12 protein-coding genes are annotated in these 13,212 nt (G+C 56.8%); 8 read left to right on the top strand and 4 right to left on the bottom strand.

Annotated features, from left to right (window positions below):
* Positions 1-37: 37 nt before the first annotated feature.
* Genes G6Q15_RS10040 through ssb form a run of 3 tightly spaced genes read left to right on the top strand, consistent with a single transcriptional unit; the run spans position 38 to position 2,728 of the window.
* Positions 38-316 (top strand): FeoA family protein, encoded by a 279-nt coding sequence (locus G6Q15_RS10040; protein WP_164118347.1) that lies wholly within the window; start codon positions 38-40, stop codon positions 314-316.
* Complete coding sequence (locus G6Q15_RS10035; RefSeq protein WP_164118345.1) at positions 313-2,169, top strand: ferrous iron transporter B; 1,857 nt, start codon at positions 313-315, stop codon at positions 2,167-2,169. The genes G6Q15_RS10040 and G6Q15_RS10035 overlap by 4 nt, the downstream gene beginning before the upstream one ends.
* A gap of 40 nt (positions 2,170-2,209) precedes the next feature.
* Positions 2,210-2,728, top strand: coding sequence for a single-stranded DNA-binding protein (gene ssb / locus G6Q15_RS10030; RefSeq protein ID WP_164118343.1), 519 nt, complete (start codon positions 2,210-2,212; stop codon positions 2,726-2,728).
* Between the two features lie 20 nt (positions 2,729-2,748).
* Here ssb and G6Q15_RS10025 read toward each other — a convergent pair whose 3' ends face one another.
* Positions 2,749-3,264, bottom strand: a complete 516-nt coding sequence (locus G6Q15_RS10025; protein ID WP_164118449.1) for a YceD family protein — start codon at positions 3,262-3,264, stop codon at positions 2,749-2,751.
* A 20-nt stretch (positions 3,265-3,284) separates the two neighbouring features.
* Positions 3,285-3,797, bottom strand: a complete 513-nt coding sequence (locus tag G6Q15_RS10020; protein WP_164118447.1) for a ubiquinol-cytochrome C chaperone family protein — start codon at positions 3,795-3,797, stop codon at positions 3,285-3,287.
* A gap of 198 nt (positions 3,798-3,995) precedes the next feature.
* On the opposite strand from G6Q15_RS10020, the gene bamE reads away from it, so the two are divergent.
* On the top strand, positions 3,996-4,490 hold the full coding sequence (bamE, locus tag G6Q15_RS10015; RefSeq protein ID WP_345940296.1) for an outer membrane protein assembly factor BamE: 495 nt from the start codon (positions 3,996-3,998) through the stop codon (positions 4,488-4,490).
* A gap of 32 nt (positions 4,491-4,522) precedes the next feature.
* Here bamE and G6Q15_RS10010 read toward each other — a convergent pair whose 3' ends face one another.
* A complete protein-coding gene (locus G6Q15_RS10010) occupies positions 4,523-5,836 on the bottom strand; it encodes a hemolysin family protein (RefSeq protein ID WP_164118341.1) in 1,314 nt (437 codons plus the stop codon).
* A 148-nt stretch (positions 5,837-5,984) separates the two neighbouring features.
* Between G6Q15_RS10010 and G6Q15_RS10005 the strand changes: the two genes are divergently transcribed.
* Entirely contained in the window at positions 5,985-6,668 is a 684-nt protein-coding gene (locus G6Q15_RS10005; RefSeq protein WP_164118339.1) for an OmpA family protein, read from the top strand.
* Positions 6,669-6,718: 50 nt separating this feature from the next.
* Here G6Q15_RS10005 and G6Q15_RS10000 read toward each other — a convergent pair whose 3' ends face one another.
* Complete coding sequence (locus G6Q15_RS10000; protein WP_164118442.1) at positions 6,719-7,930, bottom strand: FAD-dependent monooxygenase; 1,212 nt, start codon at positions 7,928-7,930, stop codon at positions 6,719-6,721.
* A gap of 211 nt (positions 7,931-8,141) precedes the next feature.
* Here G6Q15_RS10000 and G6Q15_RS09995 point away from each other — a divergent pair, with 211 nt between their 5' ends.
* From G6Q15_RS09995 to infC, 3 genes are all read left to right on the top strand, one after another.
* On the top strand, positions 8,142-10,475 hold the full coding sequence (locus G6Q15_RS09995; RefSeq protein WP_164118337.1) for a DNA translocase FtsK 4TM domain-containing protein: 2,334 nt from the start codon (positions 8,142-8,144) through the stop codon (positions 10,473-10,475).
* Between the two features lie 87 nt (positions 10,476-10,562).
* Positions 10,563-12,575 (top strand): threonine--tRNA ligase, encoded by a 2,013-nt coding sequence (thrS, locus tag G6Q15_RS09990; RefSeq protein WP_164118335.1) that lies wholly within the window; start codon positions 10,563-10,565, stop codon positions 12,573-12,575.
* A 135-nt stretch (positions 12,576-12,710) separates the two neighbouring features.
* Positions 12,711-13,212: translation initiation factor IF-3 (gene infC, locus G6Q15_RS09985; RefSeq protein ID WP_164118441.1), on the top strand; the 502-nt coding region annotated here is incomplete at its 3' end.

Raw genomic sequence — 13,212 nt, 5'->3', positions numbered from 1 at the left:
CTTGCATTTATAACAAACCCTGTCCTATCGAGTCTCCATGCTGTTAGATCAATTGCCCAAAAACCAGAGCGCACATATTGATGCGATAGACTGGTCCGCCCTTTCCGAGAGTGAGGGGCAACGGCTGCGCGCACTCGGCATTGATGAAGGTGCAACTGTTGAAACCGCGCATCGCGGCGTATTTTTCGGCAGCGACCCGCTGGCTGTGCGCGTGGGCCGCATGATGGTGGCGCTGCGCAGGGCGCATGCCCGCGCGATATCGGTGACGCCGCTTGAAACCCATATGGACACACCCGCAGGAGCAGAGTCGGTTTGACCACACATACTCCCCTTGTCGCATTGGTGGGCAACCCCAATGCAGGCAAAAGTGCGCTGTTCAATGCGCTCACCGGTGCGCGGCAGAAAATCGCCAATTATCCCGGTGTCACCGTGGAGCGCAAGGCGGGTCGTTTTGCGCTGGATGATGGACGCCCGGTCGAGCTGATCGACCTGCCTGGCAGCTATAGCCTGACCCCCACCAGCCCCGATGAGGAAGTGACCCGCAATGTGGTGCTGGGCGATCAGGAAGGCGAACGCCGCCCTGATGCGCTGGTGCTTGTGCTCGATGCTGCCAACCTTGAACAGCATCTGGTGTTTGCACAGGAAGTGATTGCGCTGGGCCGCCCGGTAATTATCGCGCTGAATATGATGGATTTGGCACAACGTGATGGTCTGACGCTGGACGGTGATATCCTGGCCCAAGAGCTGGGCGTGCCGGTGATTGAAACAGTCGCAGTACGCCACCGCGGGCTAGATGAACTGCGCAACGCAACGGACAATATGCTCGCTGGTAAAGTGCCCGCCCATGCAGCAAAACCCGAAGCCAGCCTGAAATCACGCCGCAAGATCGCGGACAAGATTGCTGGCAAAGTGATTGTGTCCGAAACGGCGGGGCGACGCTGGTCCGAACGTGCCGATGCAATATTGCTCAATCCCTTTTTAGGTCCGGTCATCCTGTTCGCGCTGCTGTTCGTGATATTCCAGGCGGTATTCAGCTGGGCCACACCCTTTGCCGATGCGCTGGAAGCGGGCGTGGCTTTCCTGTCCGATCTGGTCGTCAGTAATCTGGGCGAAGGGCTCTTTCGCTCCTTCCTGGTCGATGGCATACTGGCAGGTGTCGGTTCGGTCATTGTTTTCCTGCCACAGATTCTGATCCTTTTCTTTTTCATCCTGCTGATGGAAGCAAGCGGCTATATGGCGCGCGCCGCATTTATCATGGACCGTATCATGGCCTATGTCGGGCTGTCGGGACGCTCTTTCATTCCGCTGCTTTCTTCATTTGCCTGCGCTATTCCCGGTATCATGGCCACACGCAGCATTGCCGACCCGAAAGACCGCCTCACCACCATATTGGTCGCGCCGCTGATGACCTGTTCAGCGCGATTGCCCGTTTACGCCGTGATTATCGCCGCTTTCATTCCCAATAACTCTGTCGGACCGGGCATCGGGCTGCAGGGACTGGTCCTGTTCGGATTATATGTGGCCGGCATTGTTGGCGCGATGGTCGTGGCGCTCGTCCTGCGCTCCACCGTGGCCAAAGGTGCTGCTAGCGGTTTCCTGATGGAAATGCCAAAATATCAACTCCCACGTTTGCACGATGTTCTGCTCGGCCTGTGGCAGCGCGCCTATGTTTTCCTGCGCCGCGCCGGTACGATTATTTTTGCGGTGACTATCGTGCTTTGGCTGATGCTCAGCTTTCCCAAAGTGCCAGTAGGCAGCGATATGAGCCAATCGGAATATTCCGCTGCAGGCCGCGTGGCCGGTGTGATTGAGCCGATAGTCAAACCCATAGGCTTCAGCCGTGATATTGCCCTTGCGCTGATCCCCGCCATGGCCGCACGTGAAGTCGCCGTGGCGGCGCTTGCCACCACTTATGCCATTGATGAAGAGGATGAAGACAAACAAGCAGAGCAGCTCGGCGAGCGCCTGTCGGGGCGCTGGTCACTGCCGACCGCGCTCGCCTTTCTCGCCTGGTTCGTGTTTGCCCCGCAATGCATTTCCACCATCGCGGTCACACGCCGCGAGACCAATGGGTGGAAATGGCCGATATTCATGACTGTCTATCTTTTTGCACTGGCTTATGTCGCGGCGGGGATAACTTTCTGGACAGCCACCGCGCTAGGTTGGTAAGGCCCTTTTCAACATCATTTCTTGAAGAGGGTTCTCACACATGGCGGGCAGCGTAAATAAAGTCATTCTTATCGGTAATCTGGGCGCAGATCCGGAAATCCGTTCATTCCAAAATGGTGGCCGAGTCGCCAACTTACGCATCGCCACATCAGAAAACTGGAAAGATAAAAACACCGGCGAGCGCCGCGAAAAAACCGAATGGCATAGTGTGGCGATTTTCTCCGACGGCCTGATCGGTGTTGTGGAACGCTATCTGAAAAAAGGCAGCAAAGTCTATATCGAAGGCAAGCTGCAAACCCGCAAATGGCAGGACCAGTCCGGCAATGACCGCTATTCCACCGAAGTCGTGATTCAGGGCATGGGCGGCTCGCTGACCATGCTCGATAGCGCTGGCGGTGGCCAAGGTGGCGGCGGCTATGGCGGCGGGCAGCAGGGCGGAGCCCAGGGCGGCAATGATGGCTGGGGCAATACCGGCGGCGGCAATCAGGGCGGCAGCTCCGGCGGCGCTGCTGCTGGCGGCGGTTTCAGCGACGATCTGGACGATGACGTTCCGTTCTAGGGACGTTTCGTTTTAAAAACCTATTTCTTTAGATTTTTCAGGGCGGCGAACGGGCTATTGTCTTCGGGCGTGGAGATATTCGCGCGTGCGTCCGCACTATCGGCATGGGGGCCGCGCGGATAAGGATCTATAGCAACCGCCAGTGACTGCGCGGCCGCTTCGCCGATATCGATTTTATCGCCTGTATAATATTCGACATCAAAATCCTGTTCGGTCAGCTCGATTTCCTCGTCGGGCGTTACTTCTTCGCTCTTTTCAGTTTCCGGTTCAAAGCGGATCTCGATATCGTCGGACATAATGGCAGGAAATTCCTCTGCCGTAACGCTGCACAATTGCTGCAGCTCCGCAGAAATTTCCCCGCGTGCAAATATAGTCGCCCCGTCTTTTTCCAGCACCAGGTGCGCCATAAAACTGTCCAGCGACACAATGCTGAACCGTTTTGCCAGCGCCGCGCATTCCTGCTGTGTGGCGACAAGTTCATGCGTTTTACCGGACATATCGCGAATATCGATAATACGGCTGAATTCAGATGTCATATGTTCCATGGATTCGCCCATTAGATACGCGCCGCCATAATATCGGCAATGTCCAGCGCCGTCAGGTGCTGGTAAAAACCCAGCAGCGCATCTGAACTGTGCGCCAGCGCCGTAGCTGCGGGTGCTTCATCATAAAAATTACGCTTCACGGCATCGTGAAAAACCTGTTCATCGCCCGCAGCCAGTGCGTCGCGATAAGCACCAAGACGCCCGCCCAGCGCACCCATCATCCGCCCCATATGTTTGCCGACAACCAGGTCGCCAACGCCAATTTCGCGCAACTGACCATCCATGTCATCAACAAAAATCTCGGTCAGACATACGCTTTCCTGCGTCTTATCCGGTTCCTGCTCCAGACGCAGCAGCACCATGCATAAAACACCTGTAATCGCTGCAAACCGGCCATCAATCGTATCGGGCACGCCGCCTTCCACATACCAGTGCGGCTCGCGCCCCTTGGCTATGATGGCGCGGTATAAAGTGCGCTCCACCGTTTCGGGCGGCTTTCCGCCATGCAGCAAATCCCGTAACATTCCCATATGGCTGTATCCATTCAGTCAAAATTCATGCCCGCTGTCCAAAATAACCGCTTTGCGCGCATGTTGATGCTTGTCATATAGGGCGATATGCCGCATTCGCAAATAAAGGCTGCAAAAGCGCAGCGGACAGGCTAAGAGAATGCGCGCATGACCGCCCTATGGCTGCCGCGCAGATGATTGACGGAGAATGAAATGGGTTTTTTACGCAGCATGAAGCCACTAAGTGGCAAATCGCGCATGACGATGTTGCTGGTCACCGCCGCCATGGTTCCGGCGCTTTCAGGCTGTGCAAAAATCCAAACGCATCAGGGTTATATTATCGATAATGTGCTGGTGAATTCCATTCAGCCCGGCGTGGATAACAAGCAGTCTGTAGTCCAGACACTGGGCCGCCCGACCTTTACCGGCCAGTTTAGCGAAAATGACTGGTATTATGTCTCGCGCAGCATGCGGCAGCTTGCCTTTGGCTCTCCCAAACCAAGGGAACAGATGGTCATGCGGGTACGTTTTGACCAAGCCGGAAATGTGGCACGCGTTGACAAAACCGGTGTCGAACTGGCCGTAAATATTTCTCCCGATGGCGACAAGACGCCAACACGTGGCCGGGATCGTAGCTTTTTCGAAGATCTGTTCGGCAATATTGGCACTGTGGGTGCGCCGGGCGCGGGTGCAGGGCAAGGCCGCTAATCAGTCTAGATTTCACGAATCCAGCCGGGAAATCAGCCTTGTCGGTGATTCCTCGTAACGATCAACTTATCAATCTTGCGCCCATCCATATCAATGATTTCGAATATAAAGTCCTGATCGGTGAAACTTTCCCCCTCCACTGGAAGGCGGCGCAGCACATTGAGCGCATAGCCCGCAACCGTCGCATAATCGCGGTCATCGGGAAGGTCGAGACCAAGTTGCTCAGCCAGCGTGTCAGCAGGCAGTGCACCGGACAACAGATAGCTGCCATCGCTGCGCTCTATCATTTGCGGCAACTCACCATCATCCTGATCTTCGGCAAATTGCCCGGCTATTGCAGATAACAGGTCTGCAGGCGTCACCAGCCCGTCAAAATGGCCGTATTCATCATGCACCAGCGCCATCGAAATCTCGCCCTGCTGCAACACGCGCAGCGCATCCATCGCATCAACCTGATCAGGTACAATTTCCACACGGCGCATCATTTGCCTGAGATCAACTGGTTCGCCGTCCATGATTCGCATCATGATTTCGCGTACCTGCACCACACCCAATATATTATCCACTGACCCGTCCGCCACCGGCAGGCGGTTATGCGATGTTGTATTCAGGCGCTCACGAATCTCTTCCTCGCTTGCCGAAACGTCTATCCAGTCAACTTCGGTTCGCGGCGTCATCACTTCGCGGACAGGCCGGTCGGCAAGGCGCACCACGCCGGAGATAATCGCGCGCTCATTTTCCTCGATAACGCCGGACCTGGTCGCCTCGGCAAAAATCATATGCAGCTCTTCAGCTGTCACCAGATCGCCCGTGCTGCGCTTCATGCCAATCAGTCGCAGCAATAGCGCGCTCGTGCTGTCGAGCAGCCAGACTATCGGCGCCATGACGCGCGCCATCAGGTCCATCGGAATGGCCATAGTCGCGGCAATGCGCTCCCCGGCCCTGAGAGCAATCTGTTTCGGGACAAGCTCGCCAATCACCAGCGAGGCAAACGTTGTCACCCCGATAACAAGCGCAAAGCCAAACGTCTGGGCAAACCCTGCGTCCATGCCAAGGCGCGCAAGTCGTTCGCCAACCGGTCCGCCCAGGCTCGCGCCCGAATAGGCACCGGCAACAATGCCGATCAACGTAATGCCGATTTGCACGGTCGAGAGGAATTTACCCGGATCCGCCGCCAGACGGATCGCCGTGGCCGCGCCCTTTGACCCGTCTTTCGCCATAGCCTTAAGCCGCGCAGTGCGCGCGGACACAATGGCCAGTTCCGACATGGCAAAAATGCCGTTCAGGAAAACAAGGCCAATAATGACGAAAGCGTCAAACCATGGGAAAGGATCAAGTGCAGGCATGAATAAGGCTTATTTAGAACGCATGATTTGAATTTTACAGAACTTTATCGCTCATCGCGGGTTCACCTCGCATACGGCATGTCTGCATGCCTGACAAATATTCCCCTCACATATGGGGTATGCGGACCAGAATATGGAGGATAAAATTATGAATTCATTCAAAAAAACTAGCATTATGCTTTCGGGAGTGGCCGCGCTTGGTCTGAGCGCCTGTGTCACCAACCCGGAAACCGGCAATAAAGTCCTTAGCAAAACTGCCATTGGCGGCGTTGCGGGCGCAGTGGGCGGCTATTTTCTGGGCGACTTGGTCGGCGGCAGGCGTGATCGCACCGAAAAGATCCTCGGCGCGGGCATTGGCGCGGTGGCAGGTGCAGGCGTTGGCTATTATCTGGATAAGCAGCAAAAAGAACTGGAGCGCAAAACCGAAGGCACAGGCGTTGATGTTGTGCGCGAAGGTGACAGCCTGATTCTCAATATGCCATCACAGGTCACCTTCGGCGTGGACAGTTCGGCCATCCAGCCGAACTTCCAGTCGACACTTGCCGAAGTCGCCGGCACGCTCAAGGAATATGAAAAAACATATATCGACGTATACGGCCACACCGATTCAACCGGCAGCGACAGCTATAATCAGGGTCTGTCCGAACGCCGTGCGGGCAGTGTAGCCAGCTATCTGACCGGGCAGGGCGTGCAATCCGCACGTTTGGCAACACAGGGTTTTGGTGAAAGCCAGCCCATCGCAACCAACACGACCGAAGAAGGCCGCGCCGCCAACCGCCGCGTGGAAATACGGATCGTGCCGGTGACAGAAGAAGACGTGCAGGGCACGTAAGTTTCCGCGGGATCAGGAAATTCCCAGACGAAATTGCAGGGCGCGAGGGTTCAGACTCTTGCACCCTGTAATAATTTAGGCAGCTCACCGCTGCGTCCCCGGGCTTCATCCATAAAAATGGACTTGAGCAGCGGCGTGTTCTGCACGGCGGCAAGCCCTGCCTTGCGGACGAGCGAGGGCAGCTTGCCGGGAACGCCGAACAACCGGGTCAAATTGTCACTCGCCGCCGCAACCATCAATGTATCAAGGCTACGCCAGCCCGCATAGCGATCCAGCAATTGCGCATCGCCATAATCCAGCCCCAACCGCGCACCATCAACCAGCACCTCGGTCAGCGCCGCGATATCGCGCAGGCCCAGGTTGAAACCTTGCCCCGCAATTGGGTGGATGCCGTGCGCACTATCCCCCACCAGCGCCAGTCGGCCCGCTGTTATCTGCGTAGTGTGATGCAGGCCCAGCGGATAGGCACCGCGCGGCGCGGCAAGCGACATGTCACCCAGCAGGCCCTGAATATGTTTCTGCATTTCAGTAAGAAAGCCCCGCTCCGACAGTTTCAGCATGGCATCGCCATCTTTTTCCGCCACGGTCCAGATAACCGAGCTACGGTGCTTTCCGTCTGGCGCAGCATGCATGGGCAGCAGAGCAAGCGGCCCTGAAGGAAAAAATATCTCATGCGCAATATTGTCGTGCGGCCTCTCATGGGTGATGGCCGTTACGATCGCGCGGTGGTCATACCGCCATGCGGCCATGTTGATGCCCGCATCCTTTCGCGTCGGCGAAGCACGGCCATCAGCAGCAACCATCAATGCTCCCGTCAGCTGCACACCGTTTTCCAGCGTTGCCGACACACCGTGCGCCCCGTAATCGCGCAGCGCCACGCCATGCCCCATATGCGTGCTGATCGCCGCATGTGCAGCTGCCCTGTCCCATAGCGCCCTGCGCAGGGCCTGGTTTTCAAAAATCATGCCCAGTGCATTGTCATCCGGGGTGAAATCCAGCGGCTTGCCTTCACTGCCCTCGCGCACTTCTATCCGCCTTATGGGGCAGCCCAGCCCCTCCAGCGCTACATCCAGACCCAGTGCTTTCAGCATGTTCCAGCTAGAGCTGATAATCGCAGATGTGCGCCCGTCAAATGCACTGTCCAGCATGTTTTCAGCATCATGCTTTTCGACCAGGTGGCTGGTAATACCATGTTCAGCCAGCGACAGTGCCATGGTCATGCCTGCCAGACCGCCGCCTAATATGATGACGTCGCGTGTCATTGATGTGTTGCCGTCCTGCTTCGCTGCGTCTGCCATGTTAATTTCCGCTCCGCTGACCCGTGATGGTTTCAAATTAGGCTTTATCCAGGGTACATGCAATGCATGAACAATGGTAAAAATTTGAACGCCGGACGGACTGCGCGCTTGACGCGGACTCTCCATGCCGTGCTATGGATATAGCGCACCTTAAAGCGCGTGAAGGATAATATCTATGGCCAGCAAGGCCGCAGCTGAAAAAGCCCCGGACTGGCGCACTGTCATGCGCGCAAGCATGAAGCGCTCCATGGCTCTCATCGGAGCCGTGCTGTTAACGCTGTTCCTGCTGTTTTTTACACTTGCATTGCTGAGCTATAGCCAGACGGACCCCTCGCCCACCACCGCAGCCGCCGGGCCGGTGGATAACTGGATGGGTCGTTCGGGTGCCTGGCTATCGGAACGTGCGCTATACTTTTTCGGCCCTGCTGCTGCGCTGTTCCTGCCTTTTATCTATGTGACCGCACGGCGGCTCTGGCGTGACCTTGCACAGCCCCAATGGCTACGTGACCTGTTATTGCTGATGGGGGCCATCTTATTGCTGGCGCTGGCCTTTGCCCTTTTCAATAATGGCCCGGCGGGCAGCCTGCCCGCAGGCTGGGGCGGCCTTGCCGGCATGCTCGGCGAACGCGGTAGCGCGGCGCTGATGTCACTTATTCCCGCCGAAGCTGGACAATATTGGACCCGGATAGCACTTATGGCCTTATCGGGCATTGGCGGACTGTTCCTCGCCGTCAAGGCGCTCCGCTTTGAGCGCTCGCTCTTCACCATTCCCGAATTCAAGTTGCCACAGATGCCTGCCATTTCGCTTTCGCGTGACAAAGACGGCGCTGAAGATACCGGCAAGGGCGAAACCCAGATTATCGAACCCAAAGTGAAAAAGGCTGCGCCGCGTCAGACAGTGCAGCCCGACACCCGCCCACCACCAGAGATTAGCGAACCATCGCTGCCAGCCAAAAAAGCGACACTTGGTCCCAATAGCCGGCAGGGCGATTTTTTCGGCAGTTACGACCTGCCCTCCATTGATCTGCTTGATCCGCCGCCCGAACAAACCGGACAGGTGCTCGACAAAGTGGCGCTTGAACGCAATGCCCGGCTGCTTGAATCGGTGCTGGGCGATTTTAATGTGCAAGGCGAAGTCAAGGCGGTGCGGCCGGGTCCGGTCGTCACCATGTACGAGCTGGAGCCAGCGCCTGGCGTTAAAGCACAGCGGGTCATCGGCCTGGCCGAGGACATCGCCCGTAACATGTCCGCACTGTCCGCGCGCGTGGCCGTGATACCCGGCCGCAACGTGATTGGCATTGAGCTGCCCAATAATGAACGTGACTTCATCATGCTGCATGAAATGATTGCCAGCGACAATTTCGCACAGAATGACGGGAAACTACCAATCATCCTGGGAAAGAACATCAGCGGCGATTCGGTGATTGCCGACCTTGCACCCATGCCGCACCTGCTGGTCGCAGGTACGACCGGTGCGGGTAAGTCGGTCGGCCTTAACTGCATGATCCTGTCATTGCTCTATCGGCTCACACCCGACCAGTGCCGCCTTATCATGATCGACCCCAAAATGCTCGAACTCAGCATTTATGACGATATTCCGCACCTGCTGTCACCCGTCGTGACAGAGCCCAACAAGGCTGTGCGCGCGCTCAAATGGGCGGTCGAACAGATGGAAGAACGCTACCGGATGATGTCCTCCATTTCGGTGCGCAACCTCGCCAACTTCAACGAAAAAGTAAAAGCGGCCAAGGCCAAAGGTGCACCTCTCGGCCGCAAAGTGCAGACCGGGTATGACCCCGAAACCGGCCAGCCGGTATTCGAAGAAGAACAGCTTGATTTTGAACCATTGCCGCAAGTGGTGATTATCGTCGACGAGCTGGCCGACCTGATGATGACCGCGGGCAAGGAAGTTGAGTTCCTGATTCAGCGGCTCGCGCAAAAGGCGCGCGCGGCGGGTATCCACCTCATAATGGCGACGCAGCGCCCGTCGGTGGATGTCATTACCGGCGTGATCAAGGCCAACCTGCCGACCCGGATCAGCTTTCACGTTACTTCGAAAATCGATTCGCGCACCATATTGGGCGAACAGGGCGCCGAGCAGCTGTTGGGCAAGGGAGACATGCTCTATATGCCGGGCGGCAAGCAGCTCACCCGTGTGCACGGCCCATTTGTTTCCGATGATGAAGTGCGCCACGTAGCCGACCATTGGCGCGCGCAGGGAGCGCCTGATTATATTCAGTCGGTCACCGAAGAACCCGATGATGGCGGCTTTGCGCTCGACGGGGCATCACTCGACGACAGCCCAGAAGAACAGCAGTATCGCAAGGCCTGTCAGCTGGTATTCGAGAGCCAGAAAGCCTCGACAAGCTGGCTGCAGCGCCAGCTGCGTGTCGGCTATAATACCGCCGCGCGTTTGATTGAACGGATGGAGGATGAAGGACTGGTGAGTGCCGCCAACCACGTTGGCCGCCGCGAAGTCCTGCGCGATCAGGAAGGCAATCCCATCTAGCCCGCCCGCTCGGTGCTACCAACTTAGCTTGCATTTCCATGCGTCTCACGCTTGACAGCCGCATAACGCTATGGCCTAGGGGTTTTCATGACCGAACTGATTAAAATTACACTTCCCGATGGCTCCTCGCGTGATGTTGCGCCGGGCACCACACCAGCGGACATTGCCGCCGATATCGGCCCGGGCCTTGCCAAGGCCGCACTTGCTGCGCGCGTTGATGGCGAGGTTATTGACATTACCCGCCCGCTGGAAGCGGATGCTGAACTGGCGCTCATCACTTCACGCGATGAGGATGAGGCTCTGGAACTGGCACGCCACGATTTTGCCCATGTGCTGGCCGAGGCTGTTCAGTCGCTTTTTCCAGGCACGCAAATTACCTTCGGTCCTGCCACAAACGACGGTTTTTATTATGACTTTGCCCCCAAGGACCGGCCTTTTACTGACGAAGACCTGCCCCTTATCGAAGAGGAAATGCGCAAGATCATCGCCGCCAATAAACCGCTGGTCCGCGAAGCGTGGGACCGTGATGACCTGATTGCACGCTGGGAAAAAGACGGTGAAGCGTTCAAGGCCGAATGGGCGAAAGAGCTGCCCGATGATGAGGAAATCACGGTCTATTGGTCGGGCGAGAAGGACGCGCCGGATGCGTGGATGGATATGTGCAAGGGGCCGCATCTGGCCTCAACCGGAAAGCTGGACCCCAAAGCGTTCAAGCTTACCCGCGTGTCGGGCGCCTATTGGCGCGGTGACCAGCGTAACCCGCAACTGTCGCGTATTTACGGCACGGGCTGGCTGAACAAGAAACAGCTCAATGCACACATGCTGCGGCTTGAGGAAGCGGCCAAGCGCGACCACCGCAAGCTGGGACAGGAAATGGAGCTGTTCCACCTGCAGCCTGAAGCACAGGGTAGCGTGTTCTGGCACCCGCAGGGTTTTGTCATCTGGCGCGAGCTGGAAGCCTATATGCGCCGCGCCATTGATGGTGCGGGCTATGAGGAAATCAAAACGCCGCAGCTGATGGATGTGAAACAATGGGAACAATCAGGCCACTGGGGCAAATATAGCGAGAATATGTTTGCCGTACCCGACGAAGTACCCGACGCTGAAAGCGATGGCCCCGTCATTCGCGGCGATGCGGACATGATGGCGATCAAGCCGATGAACTGCCCGGCGCACGTGCTGGTGTTCCGTCAGGGTATCAAGAGCTACCGCGACTTGCCGATGCGGCTGTTCGAACATGGTTGTTGCCACCGCAACGAACCACATGGCGCGCTCCACGGCCTGATGCGGGTGCGGCAGTTTACGCAGGATGACGCGCATATTTTTTGCCGTGAAGACCAGATTGTCGAGGAAGTCCGTGCGTTCTGCGAACTTGCACATCAGGTCTATAAAGATATGGGCTTTGAAAAATATGCCATCAAACTCGCATTGCGCCCGGAAAAACGCTTCGGTTCCGATGCCGACTGGGACAAGGCCGAGGAAGAGCTGCGCCAGGCCGTGATTGACGCAGGCATGGCGACCGAGGAATATGGCTGGGAAGAGCTCCCTGGCGAAGGCGCATTTTATGCGCCCAAGCTGGAATGGCACCTGACCGATGCAATTGGTCGCACCTGGCAGGTCGGCACCATCCAGTCCGACCGCGTTCTGCCCGAACGACTTGATGCCAGCTATGTCGCCGAAGATGGCGAGCGCCATCGCCCGGTCATGCTGCACCGCGCAATATTTGGCAGTTATGAACGTTTTATCGGTATATTGATCGAACATTATGCCGGCAAAATGCCGCTCTGGCTCGCGCCGACACAGGCAGTGGTTGCAACCATTGTGTCCGACGCCGACGACTATGCAAAGGAAGTCGCTGCGCAACTTCAGGCTGCGGGAATCCGTGCTGAAACCGACCTGCGCAACGAAAAGATCAATTATAAAGTCCGTGAACACAGCCTTGCCAAGGTCCCCAACCTGCTTGTCATCGGCAAGCAGGAGGCGGAAAAACGCACGGTCGCCCTGCGGCAGCTTGGCAACAAGCAACAGCAGTTCCTGGACCTGGACGAAGCAACAGCCATGCTGAAAGCTGAAGCCGTTGCACCGGATCTGCAAAACTGAAGCTGGCAAGGCATACACAGTCACCCACAAACGTTGCATAAAGGGCGCAGTCAGCGTGTTTTCGCGCAAACGCCCTTTATTTTAAGGTCTGAAATCACTATTTAAGCACTGAAACAAACCAAAGGAGAATTTGCTATACGTCCGCCATCCAACCGCCGGGGTCCTTCGGCACCACCGAAATCCGGCCCCCGCTATAATGAGTTTATCCAGTCCGCAACCGTTCGCGTGATTGACGATCAGGGTGAAAACCTGGGAGTGCTCCGCACCGAAGATGCTATCCGCCAGGCCGCCGAGGCCGGGCTTGATCTGGTCGAGGTTTCCCCCAATGCACAGCCGCCGGTTGCCAAATTCCTGGACGTAGGCAAATTCAAATACGAAGCGCAGAAAAAGGCCAATGCTGCGCGCAAATCCCAGAAAACACAGGACGTTAAAGAGATAAAAATGCGTCCGAACATCGACGACCATGACTATATGGTGAAGATGAAAAAAGTGCATCAGTTCATCGAAAATGGCGACAAGGTGAAAGTCACGCTACGCTTTCGCGGCCGTGAAATGTCACACCAGCAGCTTGGCATGGAGCTGCTCCAGCGTGTCCAGGATGACACCAAGGAAGACGCCAAAGTCGAAGCTTTCCCAA

The sequence above is a fragment of the Sphingorhabdus sp. Alg239-R122 genome (genome assembly GCF_900537065.1).
Taxonomy (GTDB): Bacteria; Pseudomonadota; Alphaproteobacteria; order Sphingomonadales; family Sphingomonadaceae; genus Alg239-R122.
Note: the sequence above shows the minus strand (reverse complement) of the source record. Positions and strands in the feature narration are given on the sequence as shown.

Excerpts from the sequence above, each read along its gene's own strand:
- ssb (WP_164118343.1), top strand. The coding sequence starts at position 2,210 with ATGGCGGGCAGCGTAAATAAAGTCATTCTTATCGGTAATCTGGGCGCA.
- G6Q15_RS10000 (WP_164118442.1), bottom strand. The coding sequence starts at position 7,930 with ATGACACGCGACGTCATCATATTAGGCGGCGGTCTGGCAGGCATGACC.
- G6Q15_RS10025 (WP_164118449.1), bottom strand. The coding sequence starts at position 3,264 with ATGACATCTGAATTCAGCCGTATTATCGATATTCGCGATATGTCCGGT.
- G6Q15_RS10020 (WP_164118447.1), bottom strand. The coding sequence starts at position 3,797 with ATGTTACGGGATTTGCTGCATGGCGGAAAGCCGCCCGAAACGGTGGAG.
- thrS (WP_164118335.1), top strand. The coding sequence starts at position 10,563 with ATGACCGAACTGATTAAAATTACACTTCCCGATGGCTCCTCGCGTGAT.
- G6Q15_RS10010 (WP_164118341.1), bottom strand. The coding sequence starts at position 5,836 with ATGCCTGCACTTGATCCTTTCCCATGGTTTGACGCTTTCGTCATTATT.
- G6Q15_RS10040 (WP_164118347.1), top strand. The coding sequence starts at position 38 with ATGCTGTTAGATCAATTGCCCAAAAACCAGAGCGCACATATTGATGCG.
- G6Q15_RS10005 (WP_164118339.1), top strand. The coding sequence starts at position 5,985 with ATGAATTCATTCAAAAAAACTAGCATTATGCTTTCGGGAGTGGCCGCG.
- G6Q15_RS09995 (WP_164118337.1), top strand. The coding sequence starts at position 8,142 with ATGGCCAGCAAGGCCGCAGCTGAAAAAGCCCCGGACTGGCGCACTGTC.
- bamE (WP_345940296.1), top strand. The coding sequence starts at position 3,996 with ATGGGTTTTTTACGCAGCATGAAGCCACTAAGTGGCAAATCGCGCATG.